The following is a 24,208-nucleotide window of genomic DNA, read 5'->3' as shown; positions in this document are numbered from 1 at the left end:
GGACCACAAAGCCTTGGCCATGTGAACCCCATTTCTGCACACTGCGCGCTCTTTGTGGATCTGCGGCAATCCCCAGTTCTCCCACCATGCGCAAGAATGGGATATGCGCAATCTCCTCAGGGAATGGCAGGGCGAACTGAAACGGGCTTTTACCGGCAGCGTGGATGCTGTGCCCGAGTGGGTTCCACAGCTGGCAGAAGGCAACGACGCCGGTTATCACCTGCCGGGTTCAGCCGTCTGGGCGGTGCATGGTTCCATGACCCCTATCGTTGCCGGCATCCGGGCGCTGCTGATGCAGGCGCTGCACCCCGCCGCCTTGGCGGGCGTCCATGAGCACTCAGACTTCCGGGCAGATCCGTTGAGCCGGCTGGCCCGGACCATCCGCTGGATCTTCACAGTCACCTATGGTTCCACAGCCGCCGCCGACCTAGCCTCAGCCAGGGTCCGCCGCCTGCACGAGCCTGTCCAAGGCAACTACGGCGACAGGCACGGCTCCGTGCAGCATTACGCGGCCAATGATCCGGAGCTGGCCCGCTGGGTCCATATCGCGTTCGTTGATGCTTTCCTTACATCGCACAAAATCTGGGGCGGGAAGATCCCCGGCGGTCCGGATGCGTATGTCCGCGAGTGGGCCCAGGCCGGGCGGCTGATGGGGGTGATAGATCCACCGCTGACCGAGGACGGGATGAGGCTGCAGCTGGACTGTTACTACCGCAACGGCGAACTGCTGGCGGATCACCGGGTGGCTGAGACCGTCGGGTTCATCCGGAACCCGCCGTTGCATCCATTGCTTCGGCCGGGCTACCGGATCATCTTCGCCGGTGCTGTCAACAGCTTGGAACCACGCTACCGGCAGATGCTTGGGCTCAAAACTCCCCGGCTGGGCCCCTTCCCTCTCCCGGTAAGGCTGGCAACCAAGGTGGCTCTCGGCGTCGTGCACCTTGCTCTGGGACTCGGACCCGGACCCAGCGAGCAGGCCGCCCGGGCACGGCTTCGACGGCTCGGCATTGGCTGACCCGGCCGGACGAAAACAAAAACCCGGTCCTGACGACGTCAGAACCGGGCTTTGGCTGGCGGAGAATGGGGGATTTGAACCCCCGAGGGCGTTAACCCAACACGCGTTCCAGGCGTGCGCCATAGGCCGCTAGGCGAATTCTCCAGCTGCTTCTGAATCAAAAGCAGACACTAGACTACCTGAATTTTCCAGCATCGCCCAATTGGACGCAGCCGGCGGCATCCGGACATGTAGCGGCCGGGCCCATTGCTGGCCAGTTAACGCCAAAATGGACGCCCCCAATGCGCCCATTCCGTCGGTACACCGTTGAGCTGCCGGGTCCGGCCCTCCAGCCAGGCCCTGCAGCTCACAACCTTGAGATTGCCCCAATCGGTGTACATACCCATGATCGGCCTTGGCCGCCGGATAAGCAATGAAAAGTGCTCCCAATAATGCCCGCCCCTTGGCAGGATGAAGCCATGACCCAGCTGCACGCGATGGTGGTTTATGTCCCGATGACCCACTCTGAGGCGCTACTCGCGGCAATCGGCGACGCCGGTGCGGGCAGGATCGGAAACTACTCGCATTGCTCCTTTGCGGCTCCAGGGACGGGCCGGTTCACTCCCCTGCCTGGCGCCGAGCCTTTCATCGGAGCCGTGGGGGCGGGCGAACAGGTGGCTGAAATGCGGGTCGAGTGTGTTGTGGAGGAAGAGATGCTCGACGGCGTTGTGCTGGCTTTGCGCGCCGCCCACCCCTACGAGGAACCCGCATTTATGACCTGGCCGGTGGACGGCTGGCGCCGGTGAAGCAAACCCGGGCGGACCGGCGCCGGTTCGAGCCACAACAAAAGTTCGGGTAAAGTTGTCTGCGGCCCCTCATGTGGCGTCATCCTGTTGAACTCCCCCAGGACCGGAAGGTAGCAAGGGTAAACGGGCTCTGGCGGGTGCATGGGGGGTCTTTACTATTCCCCCACAGGGCGGCAGAAAGTCGGCCCGGATTGGTAGGGTTTCCTCTGTGACTGTTACGACCGCCCTGTACCGCAGATACCGTCCGGACTCCTTCGCTGACGTTATCGGGCAGGAACATGTCACCGAGCCCCTGATGACGGCCCTGCGCAAAAACCGGGTGAACCACGCCTACCTGTTTTCCGGCCCGCGCGGCTGCGGAAAAACTACTTCCGCCCGCATTTTGGCCCGCTGCCTGAACTGTTCGCAAGGCCCCACGGACACGCCCTGCGGAACCTGCCCCAGCTGTATCGAACTGGCCCGCGGCGGCTCAGGCTCCCTTGACGTCATCGAGATCGACGCCGCCAGCCACGGTGGTGTGGACGACGCGCGCGACCTTCGTGAACGCGCAACCTATGCCCCAGTACGTGACCGCTACAAGATCTTCATCATCGATGAGGCCCACATGGTCACGCCGGCAGGTTTCAACGCCCTCCTGAAGATCGTCGAAGAGCCGCCGGAGCACATCAAGTTCATCTTCGCCACCACGGAGCCGGACAAAGTCATCGGCACCATCCGTTCCCGCACCCACCATTACCCCTTCCGGCTGGTACCGCCGGAGCCGCTGATGGCGTACCTCGAACTGCTGTGCAACCGGGAAAACGTGCCGGTGGCCCCGGGCGTGCTGTCCCTGGTTGTCCGGGCAGGCGGCGGGTCCGTCCGTGATTCCCTGTCCGTGCTGGACCAGCTGATGGCCGGCGCCGGCGCAAACGGCCTTGACTACGAACTGGCCGTTGCCCTGCTCGGCTACACCCACGCGTCGCTGCTCGACGACGTAGTGGAGGCCGTTGCCGCCTCCGACGCCGCTACCGTCTTCCGCGCGGTGGACCGCGTCATTCAGACTGGCCACGATCCCCGCCGTTTCGTCGAAGACCTGCTGGAACGCTTCCGCGACCTCATCATCGTCCAGGCCATGCCCGAGAGCGCCCAGGTGATCCTGCGCGGCATGCCGGCGGACCAAATCGCACGGCTCCAGAACCAGGCACACAACCTCGGCGCCGCTGAGCTCTCCCGCGCCGCGGACGTCACCAACACGGCGCTGACCGAGATGACCGGCGCCACCTCGCCCCGGCTCCACCTTGAGCTCCTCTGCGCCCGCATCCTGCTCCCGAGTTCCGAACAGACAGAGCGCGGCATCGCTGCCCGGATTGACCGTGTGGAGCGGCGCCTTAACTACGCCGGGAACAACGTCGGCGCGGCAGCACCAGTTTCGGCGGGTGCACCATTTCCGGCAGCACCCACTGCGGCCGCCGCGGCACCAGAGTCCTCAGCGCCCGCGAAAGCACCCTACGTTCAGGCTGCGCCTGTTCAAGCCGTGCCTGTTCAACCAGGGACAGTTCAGGCAGCGCATGTTTCCGTAGTTCCAGTTCAAGCACCGGCAGCCGCAGCAGCAGCGCAGTCTTCCGCGTCGGCAACTGTTGCCGGTCCGGATTCTGCCCGGGAGCCGGTTGCTGATCCCGAAGACGCCAGGATTCCGCTGACTCCGCCCCGGGTCAGCACCAACGACTGGCCAGTGGACGAGCCGGCAGGAATCCGGACAGCCGGGGCCACATCACCGCGGCCTGAACAGCCCGGTCGGGACGGACCTCCGGCTACGAGCGCCCAAGCACCAGACGCGACGCCTGCCACGCCCGCGCCAGCTACAGGTGCGCCGGCTACCGGCGCCCACGCACCAGACGCTGCGCCTGCCACCGGCGTTGCGACCCCGGCCGCCCCTGCCGCGACCGGTGACGTCGAAGTCCTCCGCCGCGCCTGGCCGGAGGTCCTGCAGACGCTGTCCAAAATTAAGCGCAGCACGTGGGCGCTGGTAGAGCCGAACGCCCAGGTCGGCGCCTTTGACGGCCAGGTCCTGACACTGGCTTTCACCACCACCGGCCTGGCGGGCGCGTTCGGCCGGGCTGATCACTCGGAGAACCTTCGGCAGGCGATCCACAAGACAGTGGGCATCGACTGCCAGGTCACCGCCGTTGCCGGTGAGGCCAACAGCTCAGCGAGCTCTGAGCCAAACCCAAAAGCATCCGCTAGCCGGGAAACCCCGGCCAGCTCAGCCGACGTCGCATGGGGACTGGCCCCTGCGGGCACCGTTTCCACGCCAGCCGTCGAGGCCCCCGCCTCCACGCCTGAGCCCAGCCGGGCAGCTGCTATCGCCCCGGTCCCGGTAGTTTCGCCTGCCCCGACAGCCACGCCGGTCTCGGAAGTTTCCTATGCTCCGGCGGCCGCCCCAACCCCAACCCCAACCCCAACCCCAACCCCAACCCCAACCCCAACGAGTATGACGACGACGGCTGTTGAACCGGCCGCGCCGCTCGCCTCCGCCGTCGAGCCCGCAGCGCATGCGTCTCCCCGTGAGTCGAAGCCGGCACAGCAGGATCAGCCGCGCCCCGACCAGCCGGAGGCCGGCTCATACGCCTACTCCGACGACACCTGGGGTCCCCCGCGGGACGAAGACGCTCCTCCGCTGGAGGAGGAGCCGCCCATGGATTGGGATCCGTCCGCTCCGGCCCAACCCCAACGCCCGACGTCGGCACCGGCGCCGGCTCCAGCGCCCGCCGGTAAACGGCCGGCACGGAATGCTTCACGGCCTGGGGCCGCCGGCGCCTCACGCGCCACCCCCGCTGCTACGGCGGCCCCGTCACAGGCCGCCACGTCACACGACCCGTGGGGACTGGCCGTTGAGCAGGCGCCCGGCGTCTGGGTAGTTGGCACAGAACCCAACCTGGGGAAAAGCCCGGCGACGTCCACTCCGGACGAAGCTGTCGCCTCTGCTCCGGCACCAAGCTACGAGCCGGCCACCGCCCAGATCCCCCAGCCGTCAGCCAGCAGCCAGTCCGAGGCTGATGCCAGCTGGGGCCTGCCGCCGGCAGCGTCCGGCCTCGCGTCCGGCGTCCCAGCGGCCCAGCTTCATACCGTCGATGTGCCAGCGGCCGGCGTCCACGTAGTAGGGATCCAAACCGCTCACGGCCCCGTGCCCGAGGTGGCCCTGGCACCCGTTCCCGCTGAACCCTCTGCGCCCGCCGCCGGAGCCCAGACCAGCCAGCCTCAGGCGGAACCTCCACGGGAAACTGGTGTCCCGGAGCGCGCCGAGATCCGTGAGTACGCCATGGCGTCGGCGGCCCCGACTGCACCCCTGCAGCCTGCTCCGGCAACGTCCCCGTCGGCGGCCGAAGCCCGGCAGAGCCTCTACCAGCGGCTGTCCAACAGCCCCGAAGCCGAGGCCGGACGTGCCAAGGCACCGGCCCGCGCGGCCGCCGCCACCTACGTCCAGGACATCCCCAGCGCCGACGACGAAACCATCGAGGAATCGGGCATCTTTGGACGCGCCGCCGTCGAGCGTATTCTGGGCGGGAAGCTGATCGAGGAGCGTTCCCCGGACGGAACCCCGCTGGTTCCCCGTTTCTAGGCGCGGGCCGGACCTGCGCTTGCCACGCCAAGCATCATCCAAGCCAAAGCAAAAGAGGAAAACGTGTACGAAGGTGCAGTCCAAGAGCTGATCGACGAGCTCGGACGCCTTCCCGGTGTAGGTCCCAAGTCCGCCCAACGGCTGGCCTTCCATATCCTCGAAGCCGACCCGCAGGACATGAAACGCCTGGTGGAAGCCATCACCACGGTGAAGGAGCGCGTTAAATTCTGCACGGTGTGCGGCAACGTTACGGAGCAGGAACTCTGCAACATCTGCCGGGATCCGCGGCGCGACCCGTCTGTTATTTGCGTGGTGGAGGAATCCAAGGACGTCCTGGCGGTGGAGCGCACGCGTTCGTTCCGCGGCCGGTACCACGTCCTCGGCGGAGCCATCAATCCCATCGCCGGCGTGGGGCCCGAACAGCTGCGGATCCGCGAACTCCTGACCCGGCTTAACGACGGCGCCATCCAGGAAGTTATCATCGCCACCGACCCCAACCTCGAAGGGGAGGCGACGGCCACGTACCTTGCCCGGATGCTGAAGACGATCGGCATCGCCGTCACCAGGCTGGCTTCTGGCCTGCCTGTAGGCGGCGACCTGGAGTACGCCGACGAGGTCACTTTGGGGCGCGCTTTTGAGGGCCGCCGCAACGCCCTTATCTGAGCTGAGCTCACCTAAGCTGAACGTGGCTGACGTGGGCTTCAAAAGACCGAGCGGGACTGTCCTGAACAGTCATGTTCATTTGGCGGCAGTGCCGAGCCGTCGCCGGGCGGCACGGTGGCCAGCGCCGAGCAACGCGCCCGCAGCTGCGAACTGGGTGGCCGCGCCAACCAATGCCAGCGGTGCCCCGGCCCCGGTCTGGTCCGCGCACTCGCCCTCCACACAAGGCTCCTGGGTGCCTTCCGCAGCGTTCGGCAACTCCCCCGGCAGCCAGTCCAAGGCGTTCCCCCGTAGTTCATCCTCACCCGCGAGCAATGCCAGGATCATCAGGGGATTGCTGGTTGCCAGCCAAAAGATCCGCTCAGTGTGATAGACCTCGGCGATGCCTCGGAACTCCGGGGAACACCGGTAGGAGGTCACCTCGCCCAGTTCATCCCGTTCGATATTGATGGTCACTAACACCGGCTCATAGGACCCGGACCAAAATGAAAGCAGTATCAGGAAAACGCCAGCCACTGCCGCGAAGGCCAAGCCCCTCGCACTGGATCGGGCCCCAACACAGCGCAATGACTGCGGCACTTCCCCACCAGAACCTCCGGGGAACGGACAGCCAAAACCATGGTTGCCCGTCCACTTCGCAGGAGGAAACGGGTCTGGCCGCTGCCCGGCCACCGCTGACTCTCCCCGGCGTCTTCCTAGTCCCCGTACCTGGGCTCTTTGTCGCCGATGGGCTCGAATAATAGGCGATCGGCGGCCGGATTCTTCTCGTCAGCCACGGTAACGCCTCCACCCTGATGGACAGGCTCAGGCGATGCGGGTTCCCCTCGCCAGCCTGTGGGCCGGCGTGCGCAGCGAACGCCATCCCAGCCACATCAGCAGCCCGGCAAGCAGCAGCTGCAGACCGAGGCCCAGCGGCCACAAGGGGGTGGACTGTGCAATGTACTGCGGCTTGGCTTCGCCGTTGGCGCACGGATAAGTGCCTTCGGGACCGGCCATGGCGTAACGGGCACCCTGGCTCACTGATTCAATGGCCCCCACCGAGGATGACATTCCGAATGAGTTGGCCGTCCGCACAGGGTAGGGAATGGCATCGGCCACCACCACGTAGGGGTTCATGGCCAGCATCCACGCCACGCGCTCGGTGTGCACGGCCGGCTGTGCGCGCAAGGGTCCCGAGCACGTGTAATTCGGTTCCGTCGGCGCGGGCTGCTCCTCCAGCGGTTCGTAGGGTGAGTACCCGCGGTACTGGGCCTGGTTGGCCATGACGGTGCCCTGCGAGAGCCCGGTGCCCAGCCCGAAGGCAATCAGCGAGCCGAACACCAGCCCGGCCACCGCAAGGTAAGTGACCACAATGGAGAACAGCGGGCGCCCCGCGAGCGCGGAGATCCCGACGCCGACGGCACAGACCACGCCAACCTCAACGGCCAGCATCAGCAGGGCCACCACAACGTGCCCGGGCGTCATCCCCCCGGGCGCCACTCCGATCACCAAAAACGGTGTACTGGCAACCAGGAAAGCCAGGGCAGCGGCCCACGCGGCAAAGAATTTGCCCCACAGAATTTGTCCGGGCCGAAGCAGGGTCACCTGCAGGATGGCCAGGGTGCCTGCCGCCCGGTCGCCGTTTACGGCATTGGCGGATAGTGCCGGAGCCACCAGCAACGCGAAAAGGAGGACAAAGGCGAGTACCACTTCGAAGATCATTGACCCGGGCCCGGGGATGTCGGCGTAGGTCCCCCGCGCTGCACGCTGGGCGTCCCAGCCGGCCCAGGTCAGCCAAGTCACCAGGCCGGTCAGGATGAACCAGATGGCAAGCATGATGTACCAGCCGCGGGAGCGCAGCCGCTGCTTGAGTTCCAGGACCACCACGTCCCGGATACCGCCAACGTAGCCGGCGCCCCGGCCTGCTGCGGGCGGACGCTGGGTCGTGTCTGTCAACTGGCTCATCGCCGCTCCCCCTCAAGGTTCATGTAGGTCTCTTCCAGGGCACCCGAGGCGGGGGCAAAGGACCTGACCGCGACGCCGGCGAGCACGAGGTCGCGCAGCAGGCGGGCGGCGTCGTCGTCGTTCATCAACATCAGGCTAACGGCGGGCCGGCGGCCGTCCTCCACCCGGTACTTAAGGCCCAGTTCGGTCAGCTTGGCGGCGAGCGCAGCGCCGTCCGTGGCCGAGATGGCGTAGCGCCGGCCGGCGGCGGCAGCCTCTTCGGTGGTCTGCTGCCGGATGGTCCGTCCACGGTTGACGAACACGGCGGCGTCGGCGATTTCGTCCAGCTCGCTGAGCACGTGGGACGAGACCACAATGGACTTCCCCTCCGCTGCCAACTGCCGCAGCAGGACGCGCAACTCCACCCTCGATCCCGGGTCCAGTCCGGACGCCGGTTCGTCCAGGAGCAGGACGGAGGGGTCGTGGATCAGGGCGCGGGCCAGGCTGAGCCGCTGCTGCTGGCCCCGAGAAAGTACCCGGGCAGGCTGGTCGGCGAGGTCGCTCAGGCGCACGCGGTCCAGCATGTTGGAAACGCGCCGGGAGATTCCGGCCTTGGGCAGTTGGTAGAAACGTGCCATCTGCGTGAGGATCTCGCGGGCCGTGAGGGATTCCCAGACGCCCAAGGTGTCCGGCATCCAGCCGATCCGCCTGCGGACTTCGGCACGGTGGTGCTGCGGATCAAGCCCTTCCACGGTGACGGTGCCGGAATCCGGCGCCAGCAATGAGGCCAGCATCAGCAGCAGTGTGGTTTTGCCGGCGCCGTTGGGCCCGATCAGTGCGGTGACTTTTCCGGCCGGAGCGTGCAAATCCATGTGCTCGACGGCGTGCACCTGCCCGAAGCTGCGGCTCACCGCGGTGGCGGTGATGCCGCCATTACCAGGGCTTTCCGGTTGGGCCGGAACGTCCATTTCGTGCTGATTTTCTGTCATTCCCCGAGCACCTGTCCCCCAAGCCGTTGCATGCATTCCGACCATCCGAGCGTACGCCGCGCCCACGGGCGCAGTATCCGCCGCAAGGCTTAGATTCGGTCACAATTCCACGCCAGCATGCCAGCGGCGATAAACTGGGCTGACACGTCACGCCGTCCAGCCGCAGTGGCCGTGCCTGACCCCCAGAACTCCGAGTGATCCAGTGAAGGTATGCGCATGAGTACGCCCACTTCCGAAGTGCACGCAGCAACGCAGCCTTTGGCGCTGACCGAAGGCGCTGCCGTAACCAAACAGCTGATCGTGCAGAAGTTCGGCGGCTCCTCCGTTTCAGATGCAGACGGCGTCAAGCGCGTCGCCAAGCGCGTAGTCGACGCACAGCGGGCCGGAAACGAAGTTGTGGTGGTGGTGTCCGCCATGGGTGACACCACTGACGAACTGCTGGACCTCGCCGGTCAAGTCACCGACTCCGCTCCTGCCCGCGAGATGGACATGCTCCTCTCCGCCGGCGAACGGATCTCCATGGCCCTGCTGGCCATGGCCATCAACAAGCTGGGCGCCTCCGCCCAGTCCTTCACCGGTTCCCAGGCCGGCATGATCACGGACGGCATCCACGGCAAGGCCCGCATCATTGACGTCGATCCGCACCGCATCCGCACGTCCCTGGACAAGGGACACATCGCCATCGTTGCCGGTTTCCAGGGCATGAGCCGTACCACCCACGAGATCACCACCCTCGGCCGCGGCGGCTCCGACACCACTGCAGTCGCCCTCGCGGCCGCTTTGGAAGCGGACGTCTGCGAAATCTACACCGACGTTGACGGCATCTACACCGCGGACCCCCGCGTGGTTCCCGCCGCCCAGAAGATCGACACAATCTCCAGCGAAGAAATGCTCGAACTCGCTGCGTCCGGCGCAAAGATCCTCCACCTGCGCTGCGTCGAGTACGCGCGCCGGTTCGGCGTGCCCCTGCATGTCCGGTCCTCATTCAGCCAGAACGAAGGCACCTGGGTCATCCCCAGCGCCGAAGACAAGATCACCACTCAAGAGGGAGTTGCCTTGGAGCAGCCAATCATCTCCGGCGTTGCACATGACCGTTCCGAAGCGAAGGTCACCGTGGTGGGTGTGCCGGACATCCCCGGCAAGGCGGCCGCGATCTTCCAGGTCATCGCCGACGCCCACTCAAACATCGACATGATCGTGCAGAACGTTTCCACCCACGGCACCGGCAAGACGGACATTTCCTTCACGCTGCCCATCGTCGAAGGAGCTGAGGCGCTGGCGGCACTTAAGGCTGCCCAGCCGAATATCGGCTTCGAAAACATCGAATACAACGAAAAGATCGGCAAACTGTCGCTCATCGGAGCCGGCATGCGGTCCCACCCCGGCGTCTCCGCGACGTTCTTCAAGGCACTTTCCGATGCAGGGATCAACATCAACATGATCTCCACCTCGGAGATCCGGATCTCTGTGATAACCCACGCAGACCTGCTCGACGACGCCGTCCGCGCCATCCACAAGGCCTTCGACCTGGACAGCGAAGACGAGGCCACTGTCTACGGAGGCACCGGCCGCTAAGGTTCCTGCCGAATCCCGAGGATATTCTGGGGGCCGGTCCTGCCGGCCACCATTTCTTTTTTGGGGGAAGGTGCCACGAAATGGCCCAAGGCCATTTCGACGGCACTTGGCATCCCTGCCGTAACCGCAGCGCCGGCAGGGGTCCGCAGCGGGCAACTCAGCCAGGCTTGTCTGTACTTGCGCGTCGAACCGCGTAGTGATGTCCGGCGGTATCTGTTTCCACTTCAAAGTGGGAAAGATCCTCGTCGGAGGCCTGCTCGTATTCGTCATGCTTGTGGATTACTGGCGTATCCGAGTCCAGACGCGTTGCCGGCCCGAAGACAAATCGGAGCCTGTCGGTCACGTTCATAAAGCCTGTGAGCGCGTGTCCCATTGTTTCCACCCCCTTCCGGCGTTGCGGGCGAAAGAGCCGCTGACCCCTTGTGAGGCCAGTGCCCTTATTTTACGCCCGGAGTCCAAAAAAGGCCCCGCGGGCGCGAAACCTGACGGGCGGGCTTGAGCGGCTCAGCGCAGTGACTGGTCGTCCGGGTTCCTGGGCACCACATAGGTGCTGCCGTCCGGGCGGTGGAGGGTTTCCCATTGCTGAGTCTCCCGCTCGCGCTGGGCCAGCAGGGACCTGTTCTCCTCGGTCATGTCATGCACCAGCGAACTGCGGTTTGCCGGACCAAAAATAGCCCTGAGCTTGCCCGTAGCGCGCATGAACCGCTGCGACGCGTTGCCCTTGTCCGCTGAATTGCCTTTGCCCATGACAAGTGAACCCTTCGATAGAATTTACTCGTTCCAGTGTATGCTAATAATTAGTGCACTAACCATTGGAGGATCGTGATGACGGCAATGGCCGGCGCCGTGCAGAGGGATGATGACCTCCTGCTGGAGCAGCAGCTCTGTTTTGCGCTCACCGTGGCATCCAGAAGCGTTGTGGGGGCCTATAAACCGGTCCTGGACAAGCTGGGACTGACCCACCCGCAGTATCTCGTGATGCTGTGCCTCTGGGAGTCGGCCCCCCGGACCCTGCGCAACATCAGTGACGCCCTGGCCCAGGCGCCGGCGACCGTCTCACCGCTCCTGCGGCGCCTCGAAGAAGCGGGATTCATTACGCGTCAACGCGTAGACGGAAACGAACGCGCCCTTGCGGTAGGGCTGACCTCCGCCGGCGCCGCACTGCGCCAGCAGGCACTCGCTGTCCCGGGCACCATGATGCAGCGGCTCGGGCTGACCCGCGACGAGGTGGGCGAACTGCACCGATCCATGATTGCCCTCATCGCCGCCACCGAGGACGCCCACGTGGACTCCGTCAGAGCGTAAAATGGCAGCAACCTAGGAGGGTCCATGCGTTTGCGAACAGTACGGCCATTGCTGGCCGTGTTCGTTGTGGCCGGGCTTGCCGCGTGCACGCCACCACCGGACAATACCCCGCCGTCATCGACCAGCCCCACGGCCAGTTCCACGGCCAGCCAGGGCGCTTCCGGGTCCCCCGCTCCGGACACCGAGACCACCGTACCCGCGCCGGCCCCGTCTACCCCTCCTGCTCCCTCGCCCGGACCTGGTGCCGGCAACGCCGAACTTTCCATCATGGTGAAGCCAGGGTCCACTGAATCCGCGGTGAACTACACCCTGGTCTGCCGCGGCGGTGTCCCCACCGCAGAGAGCAAGCACCCCAACGCTGATGCTGCCTGCGCGGCCCTCAAGAACAGCGCAGCCCTCCTCAGCCCCTCCCCGAAGAATGCAGACCGGGTTTGTACCGAGCAGTATGGCGGACCGCAGACCGCCACCGTGACCGGGATTGTGGACGATACTCCTGTGGATGCAGTTTTCGCACGGACCAACGGTTGCGAGATCGGCGCCTGGACTGCGGCCCAAGACGTCCTGGGTGCCAGCGGTGGAGCAGCTTAGCCTGCTGACGGCCGATGCCTGGAGTGCCCGCGAAGCCGCGCACCAGCAACGCGTCCGCCGTTACGCTGATCCGTACCTGGCCCGCCGCTCGGCGGGCCGCAAGCACCCGGTGGAGGACTTCCTTTTCACCTACTACACCCAAAAACCTGGTCAACTCCTGCGCTGGCACCCGGGCGCCGGCGTCGTACTCACCGGCCCAAAGGCAGCCGCCCGGAGCGGGTGGAAGCATTACAGAATGCTCGACGACGGCGAACTCGCCGCCGCGGGGCTGCCGTCAGGGACTGTGGCGGTCACCTTTCACCGCAGCGCCTTTCTGGCCGACCGGCAGGAGGCAGTGGGATTTGCAGAAATCGTCCTCCGCGGAACCGCGGCAAGGCCGGCCCAGTTCGGCTGCTTCGGGCTGCACGAGTGGGCCATGGTCTACCGCCAGGACAATTTCGACCTGCGCCACGAATACCTGCAGCTGAGGCTGGGCTCCGCCGGCACGGACAAGGTTGTGGAGGACAACCGCATACGGTGCTCCCACTTCGACGCCTTCCGCTTCTACACGCCGGACGCCATCGCACTCAATGAGCTGACCCCGAGCCGAGAAAACCAGCGGGAACTCGAACAGCCGGGGTGCCTGCACGCCAACATGGACCTCTACAAGTGGGCGTACAAACTGCTGCCGGCACTGCCCAGCGAACTGGTCATGGACTGCTTCGAACTGTCCTGGCGGATCCGCACCATGGACATGCAGGCCTCGCCTTACGACCTTGCAGAGTGGGGCTACCCACCCATCCCAATCGAAACACCCGAGGGCAAAGGGGCCTACGTGGAGCACCAGCGGGCGTTCGCAGCGGAGGCCGCTGTACTCCGCGGGCGCGTGGCCCGGGCGCTGGCCCCTCTCACCGTGGCGGCCGCACCGTGACCGGCACGTCCGCCCGTCCGGATGCCACCCACCGGGTGGACCTGACCATCAGGCTCCGGGAGGAGCCTGCGGCCGGCGAGTACGTGTTCCGGCTCGTGGCCGAAAACGGCGGCGTCCGGGCAGCATCCACCCTGCCCGCGCCCGCCGCCGCGCTGGAGGCGGTGGAGCAATTCGGGGAGGACATCTTCTTTCCGAAGCCGGGGCCGCCCAAACTCTGCACGCAACAATACGGCGGACCGCAGGTTGCCGTCGTCACCGGGACCTTTCATGGCCGCCCGGTCAAGGCGGTCTTCCGGCGGACTGACGGGTGCGAGATTGCCCGCTGGAATTCCGTGACCGCGTTGCTGGGCGGAACACCCGGCGGAACCGGGACGTCCCGGACCTGAAGCGTCCCGGCCAGCAATGCTGACCGGGACGCCGTAGCTAGTCGCTACTTGGTGTTGCTTTGCTCCTTGACGCCTGGCATCAGCTGGCAGGGATCCCAACAACTGTGGCCATGGCCGGTGCGCCGGCCGGGGCTGCCGGGGTACCCGCACCCACCTTCACGTTGACCATCGTCCTGACTCCGTTCGCCCCCAGGCTGAGACGCGACAGGTAGGAGCCATCTGCGAGGCCCGTCCAGTCCAGGGTCGCGGCGGTGGCTGTGCCGTTCGGCGCCACGATCGGGTTCGGCGTGACCGTCAGGTTCCCGGCGTCCCCGGAGAACGAGGCAGCCTGAACGGATGCATTGGCGGCACCCTTGTTCGGCGTGGAATACAGGTTGGCCACGATGTAGTATGTGCCCGCCCGCGGCGACTCGAGGTCCAGGAACTCACTGGCCGCCGCCGTCGCCACTTGCGTGGGCACGAGTCCGCCCGCACCGTTCGGTGCGTACACCACCATGTCCCAGTCGACGTCGTTCGTTTCCGCCTGCACGCCGAGGCGGGCTGAGGTGGCGCCGGCAGGAACGGTCACGCTCACCAGCGCGTTGTGCGCGTCATTGGTGGCCGCGTAAACGCCCGGCGTCTTGGAAATGGCGGTCTGGCTCAGCGGAGCCAGGCCCTCCACGGCCACGGTGAGGGGAGCATCGGTACCGGACACGAAGTCCATGGTTCCGCTGCCTGTCCCGGTGGCTGAACTGAAGGAGAAGGATGGTGCGATCTTCGCATCCACTGGCCGGACAGCCATCGGTGAGCTGACGGTCCGTGGGCCTTCCCACGTCAGAGTGCCGGTGGTGAACTTGCCGACGGGCGCAGTGGCGTTCCTGATGGTGATGGTCACGTCGCGGGTTTTGCCTGCCTTGGCGAAGTTGAGCACCTGCGGCTCCACCTCCACGTCAAACCCGGGCAGGTCCACTTCCGGACGGTACATGCCGGGCACCAGGGCCGTCAGTTGCCGCTTGACTGTCACTTCGCCCACCAGGCTCCCGAGCGCAATTGAGGGCAGGTTCAGGTCCTGGGCCGCGAGGGAACCGGCCTGCGGCGCACCAGTAACCACTCCCTGCCCGTTCAGGAAGGCCAACCAGTCCGTGATGCCCGAGTCGTAAACGAGGCCCGGATCAAGCACCCGAAGGGAATCGATGTGGCCGGCACCGCCGTCGAACGGATTCCGGTTGGGCGTGCCGTCGGCGTTGACCAGTGGGTACGCGGTGGTCATCATGGCTGACTTGACCGCCGCCGGGCTCCAGTGTGGCTGCTTGCTGAGCACCAGTGCACCGAAACCGGCGATGTGAGGTGCTGCCATGGACGTTCCGGACATGAACCCGAACTGTGCACCGTGGTTTCCGATGGTGGAAACGCCGGCAAGGACGTTGACGCCGGGGGCGGAAATGTCCGGCTTGAGGAGGTCACCGCCGGAGGCGAGGGTGGGGCCGCGGGACGAGAACCCGGCCACCTGCGGGGCTGGCGGCAGCGGTTCGCCGGTGAGGTCACCTTTGACGAGGCTAACGGTCAGCGCGGTGTTGCCGGCCAGCTTGGACTTCAGTTCCAAGCTGTTGGGGGCGTTCACGTGGACGGTGGGCAGGACGTGGTTGTCAGTGTCTTCGGAACTGTTGCTGAGGTTGATCAGGATCATGCCCACACCGCCCTTGGTCTGCACCTCAAGGCTCTTGGCAGTGCGGTCCACCACGCCTCGGTCACACACCACAACCTTGCCTGCCACCTTGGCCGGATCGAGGGTGCCCGGCCCGCACAGGTTGGCGTTGGCGGCTCCGGCGGCCGCTGCAGCAGCGGCAACAACCGCTGGCTTGTCCGTGACTTCCGTTTTCATGATGGAGGCTCCGCGGTACAGGCTTCCATCGGAGACCTTGACCGTTCCGAGCAGGTCGCTGGGGAAGGTGGAGGCTGCCACGGTGGTCAGCCACGGCGATGCATGGTTGACGGTGGAGGCGCCGGGGCCGGAGTTGCCGGCAGAGGCGGCTACGAACACGCCGGCCGCGGCGGCATTGAGGAAGGCAAGCGCCACCGGATCGGTTGTGCTGTCCGTGTTGCCTGAGATGGAATAGTTCAGGACATCGACGCCGTCCTTGACCGCCGCGTCAATCGCTTCCACGGAGGCAGAGGAGTAGCAGCCGCCAGTAGCAGGGCTGTCGTCTTCCCAGCAGATCTTGTAGACGGACACCTTCGCGGCGGGTGCCACGCCAGAGCCCTTGCCGAAGCTCACGCCGTCGAGCACCTGCTCAACGTTCGCGTTGCCTGCGGCCGTGGTGGCGGTGTGAGTTCCGTGGCTGCCAACATCCACGGGGGAAATCTGCTCCTTGGGCGCACGGTTTTCCGGCTTCACAAATTGCAGGAAGGAATCCGCGAAGTAACGGGCACTAACAACTTTGGAGTTGCACAGGGATCCATCGAACGCCGCGCCGGTGCCCACTCCCTTTTGGCATTCACCTTCGAATGTTGTGCCGTCGGCCTTGAGCATGGCGATCCGCCCTTCGGCCGTGCGGTACGGCTCGCCCACCTGGGCTGCGCCGCTGAGCGGTTGGACCGGTTCGCCGTGGAGGAAGGGATTGTCAGGGGCATACCCGGAGTCGATAACGCCCACCACAACACCCTTGCCGGCGTTCTCTTCACCGCCGAAGCGGGTCTCCCAGGCGCCGTCCTCCCCGGTGAGCTCGAGGAAATCGCCGGTGGTGTAGTCTGGGGCGTTCTCGACGTCGGGGGCGACCGCCAGCACCCTGGCGTCCTTGGACAGTTCCGCCGCCTGGACCGCAGAGAGTTCCGCAGTGAACCCGTTGAGGGCGGCAGTGAACTGTTTCGCTGGTGTGACGCCCTGTTCGGCGGCCAGGTCCTGTTGGGATTTTCGGAGATGGGCGTCGTAGGCCTTGTAATTGGCACTGTCCTCGTCCAGCTTCCTACCGTTCTGCGGCTTGGTGGCCGCCAAGCCGGGCGTCTCCCCCTCGTAGGCGGCCGCGGCCTTGGCTGCGAGGACCACGATGTAGCGGCCATCCTTGTAGTCTGTCGCCGCAGTATTCTGAGCGGCTATTGTCGTGGCCTGCCCGGCGGGCGCCGCGGTAGCGGGGCTCATCGCCATGGAGGTGAGGAGCAGCGGCAAGCCTACGGCCAACGCCGTCGCTCTCCGGAGTCCCCCGCCTGGGATGGGGCTCTTTCCAGTTAATTTCACGAGCGACTAAACCTTTCACGAGGAACGGCCGGGCACATTGCCGGTCTGAAGAAGCTGGGAACGGCACGCGGAATTACAGGTTTTGTAATGCTGTGACAAGCTGTCCAAACAGTACAGACTGATAGCTGAATATGACATAGAACACATGAGAGTTCCAGAGCCAATCCGAACTTTTCATTTCAGGGCACGAAGCCGGGCCGGAGCCAACGTCGATCCCCGTACGATCAGGCGGGTTGGCAGAACCAGTGGCTGCCCGGACTGCGAATGTGCCCCGCGCGCGAATGCCAGCAAGTTGCTGACGGCAGTGGACCCCAAGGCATACAAAGGGGCTTCCACGGTAGTCAGGGCAGGAGTGACCATGCCGGACCCGTGACTGTTGCCAAAGCCAAGGACACTGACGTCGTCCGGAACCCTAATGCCGCGCTTCTGGAGGGTGCGGATGAACCCTAGGGCCATCTGGTCGTTGTAGGCGATCACCGAGGAGCTCTGGTGCTGCGACCATTCCAGGGCAGCGTCTCCGCCGCCGCGGACTGTAGGTACACCAGGTCCTAGACGGCGCACGCCCAGCCCCAGCTGCGAGGCCGCCGCACGGAGTGCACGCCAGCGCATGCCATCGCCTCCGGCCCCGCCAAATAGGCGATGGTGGGGTTGCCCAGACCCCGCAGATGCTCAGCTGCCCGCCTCATCCCATGGGCATTGTCCGAGACCACGCTGGCCACATCGGCGACCACCCGATTCATCACGAAGGCACGGGAAACCGTTGAGGGAAACCCCGGCGGCACGCGCCACGTCGTAAATCGTGGGCAGGCTGCGGTCCAACATGGGTCCACCTTCTCTCAGCTTTGAGAGCCGCGGAATACGACTTACCAGATCATGCAACCGGTTGCTCGAATTGTCAATCATTATGACAGTCAAGGTCATCATGGTTAGGCCAGAAATGCGCCCGGGACCGGCCTCCCCATTTCTGGGGAGGCTGCGGTGAACCCCAGCGCGAGGGCTGCCACCATGCCCACCCGGAGGGTGCGGTGCACCCACTTCTGTGTGCGTCTTTCCATGCCTCATATCTCCTTTTGATTGGACACCGGCGGGGCACAATCTGTGAATTCCCTCCGTAGATCCATTGAGTCCGCCAGCCATTTGGAGGATCAAGGAGTTGCCACGGAAGAGCGGCATTTGAGGCAGCAAAAAGCGGGCGCCCCCGTTCAGGGACGCCCGCTTAGATAAGGCTTGGTTGTTTGGGGCGGGCGGCTTACTGCCTGGGTGTCCGCACCACGTCGCTGATCCACTGGCGGGTCTTTTCGTCCACGGGCCCGGTGACGCGCGTATCCCGGGCCGCACGGTCGGCTTTGATCTTTTGCATGACCATCCGTCCCAACCCGGCAAACACGGCAACGGCAACCATCGGCAACAGCACGGATTTCGATTTTTCAGCCATTCCGCCATCCTAGTGACGCCACCTGCGGAGGGCCAGAGCCGCCGTCGTTCTTCACCACCCGAAAGCCCCTCCCCACCTGACGGCAGTGACGGGGCCCACCGAATACAGGGTCCAGCGCTCCGGCCGGTAGAATGGGCTGGCAAGCTCGCGGAGCGCCCGTCCACACTGTTCAAACAAGCTCGTCCCCAACAGTTCCGGAACGGCGTAAGACGGCACCACTCCGCTGCGCCCTTACCCAATGCTCACGCACAGGAGTTGCCGGATGCCCCGGATCGTTGTTGACGTCATGCCCAAGCCCGAGATTCTGGACCCGCAGGGGAAGGCCATCGTGGGTGCACTCCCCCGTCTGGGCTTCACCAGCTTTAGCTCTGTCCGCCAGGGCAAGCGCTTCGAACTGACGTTTGACGGCGAGGTGACCGACGCAATCCTGGCCCAGGCCCGCGAAGCAGCCGAGACCCTGCTGTCCAACCCTGTGATCGAGGATGTCGTCAACGTCGAGGTCGTCGAGGCCTGAGATGACTGAACTTCCCTTGATCGGCGAGGCAATCGCCGTCGCCGCCGCGCCCCGGCTCGCGGGCGCCAAGATCGGCGTCGTCACCTTCCCCGGCACCCTGGACGACCGCGACGCCGCCCGTGCAGTCAGGCTGGCCGGCGGCACCGCAGTGCCGCTCTGGCACGCCGCCACCACCCTGGGTGACGTGGACGCCGTCGTGATCCCCGGTGGTTTCTCCTACGGCGACTACCTCCGCGCCGGCGCCATTGCCCGGTTCGCGCCGCTGATGTCCAAAATCATCGACGCCGCGAACTCCGACGCCAAGCTGCCTGTTCTGGGCATCTGCAACGGCTTCCAGATCCTCACCGAGTCGCACCTGCTGCCCGGCTCCATGATCAAGAACGACCACCTGAAGTTCCTGTGCCGTGACCAGGTGCTCCGCGTGGAAAACAGCAACACTGCCTGGACCCTCGACTACGAGGCCGGCCAGGAAATCACTGTGCCGCTGAAGAACCAGGACGGCCAGTACATCGCCGACGAAAAGACCCTCGACGCGCTTGAGGCCGAAGGCCGCGTGGCCTTCCGCTACGTGGGCTTCAACCCGAACGGCTCGCGCCGCGATATCGCCGGCATCTCCAACGCCGCCGGCAACGTGGTGGGCCTTATGCCGCACCCGGAGCACGCTACCGAGGTCGGCTTTGGCCCCGCGTCGCTCGACGGAATCGGCGGCTCCGACACCGACGGGCTCGGCTTCTTCACCTCCGTACTGAACAAGATTGTGGGAGTCAGCAAATGACGGAGACCAACTCGGTGGTAGAGCCCGCCGAAACCGCCAAGAAGTTCAACATCGACACGGTGGAGAACGCCGCCAAGACTCCGGACACCGAACTGCCGTGGGCCGAACTGGGCCTGAAGCAGAACGAGTTCGATGAGGTGGTCAAGGTCCTGGGCCGCCGCCCCACCGGCGCCGAGCTGGCCATGTACTCCGTGATGTGGAGCGAGCACTGCTCCTACAAGTCCTCGAAGAACCACCTGCGCCAGTTCGGCGACAAGGTGACCGAGGAGATGAAGAAGGACATGCTGGTGGGCATCGGCGAAAACGCCGGCGTCACCAACCTCGGCGACGGCTGGGCCGTGACCTTCAAGATTGAGTCCCACAACTCGCCGTCGTTCGTGGAGCCCTACCAGGGTGCCGCCACCGGCATCGGCGGCATTGTCCGCGACATCATCTCGATGGGCGCCCGCCCGGTGGCCGTGATGGATCCGCTGCGCTTCGGTGCGATCGACCATCCGGACACCGCCCGCGTGATGCACGGTGCCGTGGCCGGCATCGGCGGCTACGGCAACTCCCTGGGCCTGCCCAACATCGGCGGCGAAATGGTGTTCGACTCCGTGTACCAGGGCAACCCGCTGGTCAACGCGCTGGCAGTCGGCGTCATGCGGCACGAGGACATCCGCCTCGCCAACGCTTCGGGCAAGGGCAACAAAGTGGTCCTGTTCGGTGCACGCACCGGCGGCGACGGCATTGGCGGCGCCTCCGTGCTGGCTTCCGAGTCCTTCGACGACACCAAGCCGTCCAAGCGTCCCGCCGTGCAGGTGGGCGACCCCTTCGCGGAGAAGGTCCTGATCGAATGCTGCCTGGAGCTCTTCAAGGGCTCACTGGTTGAGGGTATCCAGGACCTCGGCGCCGCAGGCATCTCCTGCGCCACGTCCGAACTGGCCTCCAACGGCGACGGCGGCATGGAAGTTGAGCTGACCTCCGTCCTGCTCCGCGACCCTACCCTGACCCCGGGCGAAATCCTGATGTCCGAGTCGCAGGAACGCATGATGGCCGTTGTGACGCCGGAGAACATCGAAGCCTTCGAAGCTGTAATGGACAAGTGGGCCGTGGAGTACTCCTGGCTCGGCGAAGTCACCGACACCGGCCGCCTGATCATCACCTGGGACGGCGTAGTCATCGTGGACGTTGACCCGCGGACGGTGGCCCACGATGGCCCGGTCTACGACCGTCCGTACGCCCGCCCGTCATGGCAGGACTCGGTCCAGGCCGATACCTTCACCGGTTCAGTACAGGACGCCGGACGGCCCTCCGCTCCCGCGGAACTTGCTGCAGCCGTCACCGAGCTCGTCGCCTCGCCGAACATGTGCTCCAAAGCCTGGATCACCGACCAGTACGACCGCTACGTCGGCGGCAACACGGCCATGGCGTTCCCGGACGATGCCGGTGTGGTCCGCGTGGACGAGGAAACCGGCCTGGGCGTTGCCTTGGCCACCGATGCCAACGGCCGCTACACCTACCTTGACCCGTACTTCGGCGCGCAGCTGGCCCTGGCCGAGGCGTACCGCAACGTGGCCACGTCCGGTGCCGTGCCGATGGCCGTCAGCGACTGCCTGAACTTCGGCTCCCCCGAGGACCCGGACGTCATGTGGCAGCTCGCCGAGGCCATCCGCGGCTTGTCCGACGCCTGCATGGAACTGGGCATCCCGGTCACCGGCGGCAACGTCTCGCTGTACAACCAGACAGGCACCACCCCCATCCACCCCTCCCCCGTGGTGGCGGTACTGGGCAAGCTCGACGACGTCGCCCGCCGCACGCCGTCGGGCTGGCGCGAAGATGGCCAGGCCATCTACCTGCTGGGCACCACCGCTGCCGAACTGGACGGTTCGGAATGGGCCAACATGCGCGGCCACCTGGGCGGGCTGCCGCCGAAGGTTGACCTCGCCACCGAGCGCGCGCTGGGTGAGATCCTGATCAACGCCTCACGCGACGGCATGGTAGATTCCGCGCACGACCTCTCCGAGGGCGGCCTCGCGGCAGCATTGGTGGAGTCCTCCCTGCGCTACGGCGTCGGTGCGCGGATCGCCCTTCAGGACGTCCTGGACCGCGACGGCGTGGACCTGTTCACGGCATTGTTCTCCGAGTCCCAGGGCCGGGCGATTGTCGGCGTGCCCCGGTCGGAGGAAGTCCGGTTCAAGGACATGTGCACCGCCCGCGGCTTTGCCCATACCCGCATCGGCGTGGTGGACGCAGCCAGCGGCCAGCTGGAGATCAACGGCGTGGACACCATGTCCCTCGACGCCCTCCGCGAAGCCCACGAGGCCACACTGCCGAAGTACTTCGGCTAAACCCCTAAAGCAACGCGGGGTCGCTTCCGGCCCAATAATCCCTCGGGATTGGGCCAAAGTGACCCCGTGTTGCTTGTTTGTGGGCAGGTCAGTCCTCGCTGTGCAGCTCCCGCTGCCTGGCACTGAGAAGTTCAATCTCCGGCCGGGCAGCCACAAAACGTTCGACGGCGGTGAGCACCTCCACGAGGTGCGCCCGGTCGGCTGCCACGAGTCCCGCGCCCACCTGCGAGCGCCGGTACTGATCGTGGTCCCCCACTTCGGCAACCGAAACCTCGAAGCGGCGCTTGAGTTCAGCGAGCAGCGGCCTGATGACGGAACGTTTTTCCTTCAGGCTCTGGACATCGCCCAGGAGGATGTCGAATTCAATCCAGCCGACCCACATCAGATGGTGAGTTCTCCCATCCGGTCCCAGCCCTCGCCGTCGAGCTGGCGGCTGACGATCCGGGGGGTTTCGGCCATGGCCTGCTTGAAGTGCGCGCTTTGGACGTGGTCCCCGGCGGCATCGTCCTTGAACGCCTCGACCAGCACGAACTCGTGTGGGTCATCCACGCTGCGCGACCAGTCGAACCAGAGGTTGCCGGGTTCCTGGCGGGTTGCTTTGGTGAACCCGTCCACGAGGCCGAGCCAGCGCTCGGACCAGTCGGGCTTGACCTTGAACTTGACCACAATGAAGATCATGGAATTCCTTCTGTTCGGGGGATGGTTGGATTGCTTAGCCTGCGGCCATGGCAAGCTCGCACGCGAGGATGGCCTCGCGGGCAGGTCATGGGCGGTGGAAGCGTACTCGAGCGCGCTCCGGGTCCATGAGTCCGCGTGGGCGGGGTCGGCGATGGCCAGCATGTGAAGCGCATCGACGGCGAGGAATTCCTCGCCGAGGTGGTCCCCCAGTTCGGCCGCCTGTTCGAACAGCGGAACGGCCATGGCGGCGTGGCCGCTGGAGTTCAGGACGCGTCCGCGTTCCAGCAGGATGCGGACGCCGATGGTGGGTTCCTCCTCCCCGTCCACCGAGTCCAGGAGGGCGTCTGCCTCCTCATAGCGGCCCTGCAGGCCAATGGCCCGGCCAAGCTGGGTGGCGAGTTCGGCTTTTTCGTCGGCGTTGTAGGCGAGTTCGGCGAGGGCTTCCCGGAAGCGCTGTTCGGACAGCTCGGGATCCCCAAAATTCCATAGGCGGTCAAGGGTCACTTGGTCCAGCATGTACCTTCTCCTGATCAGCTTTCACCTGCGGCGAGTTGGCGTGCCCCTTCAACGTATCGCGTAGTGACGTGCCTCTGCGCCGCCCTGGTCACCAGGCCACCTGCCCGGTAGATCCAGTTGGCAGGCCTGCTGAAGGCAGTGATCTTTAAAAACACCCGTCCTGTGTCATCAATCTCCACCTCAAACGCTTCCTCACCCCGCGCCGGATGTCCGGGCAGTGTTCCGTAGCCGAAACCCGCAGACTGCGGACCGTCGCCCGTGACCGGCCGCCGGACCCACACAACTTCGCAGGGCGCGTTGATCCGGAACCGACCGACACCAAAGCCGCTCACCACTCGCGTTCCGGGGATCACGACGTCGGACTCGGCCCGGACGCGCAGCCCGGACCGCCGCTGCAGTTCCCACGTGAGGATTCCCTGCGCCACCCGCCGGTACAGCGCCACCCCGTCACCAAGGTAGACCTGTGACACTAGGCAGGGGAATCCTGCCGGCGGCCGGCCGTTCTCCGTGGCACCCACACCGGGGTAATCGAGTCGGCCTCCCACCAGGCGCCTGTCAGCCAACGGACCCGTCCCGGGATCCGGTCAGCCGGGCCCAACCCAGCTGTTCCTGCTGCTTGCGGCTCAGGGTGGCCACCGCCAGGTCGTAGGAGTCCTCCACCATGTCCAGGATCATGTCGTCCGGCAGTGCTCCGTCCAGCCGCACACCGTTCCAGTGGGTTTTGTTCATGTGCCAGGCACCGGCAATTTCGGGGTGGGCGGCGCGCAGCTGTTCGGCCAGTGCGGGCTCACACTTCAGGCTCACGCACAGGTCCCGGGCGTCCAGTGCGGAGGACGCGAACATCTTCGCCTTGTGCCTCGCGCCGCCGGAAACATGGGCCCGGACCTTGAACACGGACGTCTCCGGCCCGAAGGGAAAATCCTCGAAGGCACCGGGAAATGACAGGCAGACTGCCTTGAGATGTGCTGCGTCCATGGAACGAGCCTACAAAGCCCTCCGCTCCGGTGCTAGTCTG

General features: G+C 65.5%; 25 protein-coding genes, 1 tRNA gene and 1 other RNA gene. 13 read left to right on the top strand and 14 right to left on the bottom strand.

Annotated features, from left to right (window positions below):
* The first annotated feature begins 103 nt into the window (after window positions 1–103).
* A complete protein-coding gene (locus ABIB27_RS11630; protein ID WP_354217121.1) occupies window positions 104–1,015 on the top strand; it encodes an oxygenase MpaB family protein in 912 nt (303 codons plus the stop codon).
* Between the two features lie 56 nt (window positions 1,016–1,071).
* Here the strand turns inward: ABIB27_RS11630 and ABIB27_RS11625 are convergent.
* Window positions 1,072–1,159, bottom strand: a tRNA-Ser gene (locus ABIB27_RS11625).
* 314 nt (window positions 1,160–1,473) lie between these two features.
* Between ABIB27_RS11625 and ABIB27_RS11620 the strand changes: the two genes are divergently transcribed.
* The 4 genes from ABIB27_RS11620 (at window position 1,474) to recR (ending at window position 6,061) form a co-directional block, all read left to right on the top strand.
* Complete coding sequence (locus ABIB27_RS11620; protein ID WP_354217120.1) at window positions 1,474–1,800, top strand: YqfO family protein; 327 nt, start codon at window positions 1,474–1,476, stop codon at window positions 1,798–1,800.
* Window positions 1,801–1,860: 60 nt separating this feature from the next.
* An RNA gene (gene ffs / locus ABIB27_RS11615) (signal recognition particle sRNA small type) lies at window positions 1,861–1,957 on the top strand.
* A 51-nt stretch (window positions 1,958–2,008) separates the two neighbouring features.
* Window positions 2,009–5,398, top strand: coding sequence for a DNA polymerase III subunit gamma and tau (locus ABIB27_RS11610; RefSeq protein WP_354253895.1), 3,390 nt, complete (start codon window positions 2,009–2,011; stop codon window positions 5,396–5,398).
* 63 nt (window positions 5,399–5,461) lie between these two features.
* Complete coding sequence (recR, locus tag ABIB27_RS11605) at window positions 5,462–6,061, top strand: recombination mediator RecR (protein WP_354217118.1); 600 nt, start codon at window positions 5,462–5,464, stop codon at window positions 6,059–6,061.
* Between the two features lie 75 nt (window positions 6,062–6,136).
* Here the strand turns inward: recR and ABIB27_RS11600 are convergent, their stop codons facing one another.
* From ABIB27_RS11600 to ABIB27_RS11590, 3 genes are all read right to left on the bottom strand, one after another.
* The gene (locus ABIB27_RS11600; RefSeq protein WP_354217117.1) at window positions 6,137–6,514 is read right to left on the bottom strand and encodes a hypothetical protein; all 378 of its coding nucleotides are present in this window, start codon (window positions 6,512–6,514) and stop codon (window positions 6,137–6,139) included.
* Window positions 6,515–6,862: 348 nt separating this feature from the next.
* Entirely contained in the window at window positions 6,863–8,002 is a 1,140-nt protein-coding gene (locus ABIB27_RS11595) for an ABC transporter permease (protein WP_354217116.1), read from the bottom strand.
* On the bottom strand, window positions 7,999–8,970 hold the full coding sequence (locus ABIB27_RS11590) for an ABC transporter ATP-binding protein (protein WP_354217115.1): 972 nt from the start codon (window positions 8,968–8,970) through the stop codon (window positions 7,999–8,001). The genes ABIB27_RS11595 and ABIB27_RS11590 overlap by 4 nt, the downstream gene beginning before the upstream one ends.
* A gap of 216 nt (window positions 8,971–9,186) precedes the next feature.
* Between ABIB27_RS11590 and ABIB27_RS11585 the strand changes: the two genes are divergently transcribed.
* Window positions 9,187–10,545, top strand: coding sequence for an aspartate kinase (locus tag ABIB27_RS11585; protein WP_354217113.1), 1,359 nt, complete (start codon window positions 9,187–9,189; stop codon window positions 10,543–10,545).
* Between the two features lie 157 nt (window positions 10,546–10,702).
* On the opposite strand, the gene ABIB27_RS11580 is transcribed toward ABIB27_RS11585, so the two are convergent.
* Window positions 10,703–10,918, bottom strand: coding sequence for a hypothetical protein (locus tag ABIB27_RS11580; RefSeq protein ID WP_354217112.1), 216 nt, complete (start codon window positions 10,916–10,918; stop codon window positions 10,703–10,705).
* A gap of 131 nt (window positions 10,919–11,049) precedes the next feature.
* Entirely contained in the window at window positions 11,050–11,292 is a 243-nt protein-coding gene (locus tag ABIB27_RS11575; protein WP_354217111.1) for a hypothetical protein, read from the bottom strand.
* A 78-nt stretch (window positions 11,293–11,370) separates the two neighbouring features.
* Between ABIB27_RS11575 and ABIB27_RS11570 the strand changes: the two genes are divergently transcribed.
* The 4 genes from ABIB27_RS11570 to ABIB27_RS11555 are packed head-to-tail and all read left to right on the top strand — an operon-like array spanning window position 11,371 to window position 13,734.
* Window positions 11,371–11,850 (top strand): MarR family winged helix-turn-helix transcriptional regulator, encoded by a 480-nt coding sequence (locus tag ABIB27_RS11570; RefSeq protein ID WP_354217110.1) that lies wholly within the window; start codon window positions 11,371–11,373, stop codon window positions 11,848–11,850.
* A gap of 24 nt (window positions 11,851–11,874) precedes the next feature.
* Window positions 11,875–12,438 (top strand): SSI family serine proteinase inhibitor, encoded by a 564-nt coding sequence (locus ABIB27_RS11565; protein WP_354217109.1) that lies wholly within the window; start codon window positions 11,875–11,877, stop codon window positions 12,436–12,438.
* Window positions 12,416–13,348 carry a 3-methyladenine DNA glycosylase gene (locus ABIB27_RS11560; RefSeq protein WP_354217108.1) on the top strand — a complete coding sequence of 311 codons (933 nt, stop codon included), beginning with the start codon at window positions 12,416–12,418 and terminating at the stop codon, window positions 13,346–13,348. Before ABIB27_RS11565 ends, ABIB27_RS11560 begins: the two co-directional genes overlap by 23 nt.
* A complete protein-coding gene (locus ABIB27_RS11555) occupies window positions 13,345–13,734 on the top strand; it encodes a serine protease inhibitor (RefSeq protein WP_354253894.1) in 390 nt (129 codons plus the stop codon). The genes ABIB27_RS11560 and ABIB27_RS11555 overlap by 4 nt, the downstream gene beginning before the upstream one ends.
* Window positions 13,735–13,813: 79 nt before the next feature.
* Here the strand turns inward: ABIB27_RS11555 and ABIB27_RS11550 are convergent, their stop codons facing one another.
* The 4 genes from ABIB27_RS11550 to ABIB27_RS11535 all read right to left on the bottom strand — a co-directional run bounded on the left by ABIB27_RS11550 (window position 13,814) and on the right by ABIB27_RS11535 (window position 18,380).
* Window positions 13,814–16,921, bottom strand: coding sequence for a S8 family serine peptidase (locus ABIB27_RS11550; RefSeq protein WP_502909195.1), 3,108 nt, complete (start codon window positions 16,919–16,921; stop codon window positions 13,814–13,816).
* 198 nt (window positions 16,922–17,119) lie between these two features.
* The gene (locus tag ABIB27_RS11545; protein ID WP_354217105.1) at window positions 17,120–17,554 is read right to left on the bottom strand and encodes a substrate-binding domain-containing protein; all 435 of its coding nucleotides are present in this window, start codon (window positions 17,552–17,554) and stop codon (window positions 17,120–17,122) included.
* 317 nt (window positions 17,555–17,871) lie between these two features.
* On the bottom strand, window positions 17,872–18,000 hold the full coding sequence (locus ABIB27_RS11540) for a hypothetical protein (RefSeq protein WP_354217104.1): 129 nt from the start codon (window positions 17,998–18,000) through the stop codon (window positions 17,872–17,874).
* A gap of 194 nt (window positions 18,001–18,194) precedes the next feature.
* Complete coding sequence (locus ABIB27_RS11535) at window positions 18,195–18,380, bottom strand: hypothetical protein (RefSeq protein WP_354217103.1); 186 nt, start codon at window positions 18,378–18,380, stop codon at window positions 18,195–18,197.
* 262 nt (window positions 18,381–18,642) lie between these two features.
* Between ABIB27_RS11535 and purS the strand changes: the two genes are divergently transcribed.
* The 3 genes from purS to purL are packed head-to-tail and all read left to right on the top strand — an operon-like array spanning window position 18,643 to window position 21,999.
* On the top strand, window positions 18,643–18,894 hold the full coding sequence (purS, locus tag ABIB27_RS11530) for a phosphoribosylformylglycinamidine synthase subunit PurS (protein ID WP_354217102.1): 252 nt from the start codon (window positions 18,643–18,645) through the stop codon (window positions 18,892–18,894).
* A gap of 1 nt (window position 18,895) precedes the next feature.
* On the top strand, window positions 18,896–19,669 hold the full coding sequence (gene purQ / locus ABIB27_RS11525) for a phosphoribosylformylglycinamidine synthase subunit PurQ (protein WP_354217101.1): 774 nt from the start codon (window positions 18,896–18,898) through the stop codon (window positions 19,667–19,669).
* Window positions 19,666–21,999: a phosphoribosylformylglycinamidine synthase subunit PurL gene (gene purL / locus ABIB27_RS11520; RefSeq protein WP_354217100.1), complete on the top strand. Its 2,334-nt coding sequence runs from the start codon at window positions 19,666–19,668 to the stop codon at window positions 21,997–21,999. The genes purQ and purL overlap by 4 nt, the downstream gene beginning before the upstream one ends.
* An 88-nt stretch (window positions 22,000–22,087) precedes the next feature.
* On the opposite strand, the gene ABIB27_RS11515 is transcribed toward purL, so the two are convergent.
* From ABIB27_RS11515 to ABIB27_RS11500, 4 genes are all read right to left on the bottom strand, one after another.
* The gene (locus tag ABIB27_RS11515) at window positions 22,088–22,381 is read right to left on the bottom strand and encodes a DUF503 domain-containing protein (RefSeq protein ID WP_354217099.1); all 294 of its coding nucleotides are present in this window, start codon (window positions 22,379–22,381) and stop codon (window positions 22,088–22,090) included.
* A complete protein-coding gene (locus tag ABIB27_RS11510; RefSeq protein ID WP_354253927.1) occupies window positions 22,381–22,677 on the bottom strand; it encodes a putative quinol monooxygenase in 297 nt (98 codons plus the stop codon). Before ABIB27_RS11510 ends, ABIB27_RS11515 begins: the two co-directional genes overlap by 1 nt.
* Before the next feature lie 530 nt (window positions 22,678–23,207).
* A complete protein-coding gene (locus ABIB27_RS11505; protein WP_502909194.1) occupies window positions 23,208–23,711 on the bottom strand; it encodes a DUF1990 domain-containing protein in 504 nt (167 codons plus the stop codon).
* A gap of 37 nt (window positions 23,712–23,748) precedes the next feature.
* The gene (locus ABIB27_RS11500; protein ID WP_354253891.1) at window positions 23,749–24,168 is read right to left on the bottom strand and encodes an MmcQ/YjbR family DNA-binding protein; all 420 of its coding nucleotides are present in this window, start codon (window positions 24,166–24,168) and stop codon (window positions 23,749–23,751) included.
* Between the last annotated feature and the right edge of the window lie 40 nt (window positions 24,169–24,208).

It is taken from the genome of Arthrobacter sp. UYEF21 (genome assembly GCF_040546085.1).
In the GTDB taxonomy this organism is placed as follows: domain Bacteria; phylum Actinomycetota; class Actinomycetes; order Actinomycetales; family Micrococcaceae; genus Arthrobacter.
This window is presented reverse-complemented; position numbering and strand designations above follow the sequence as displayed.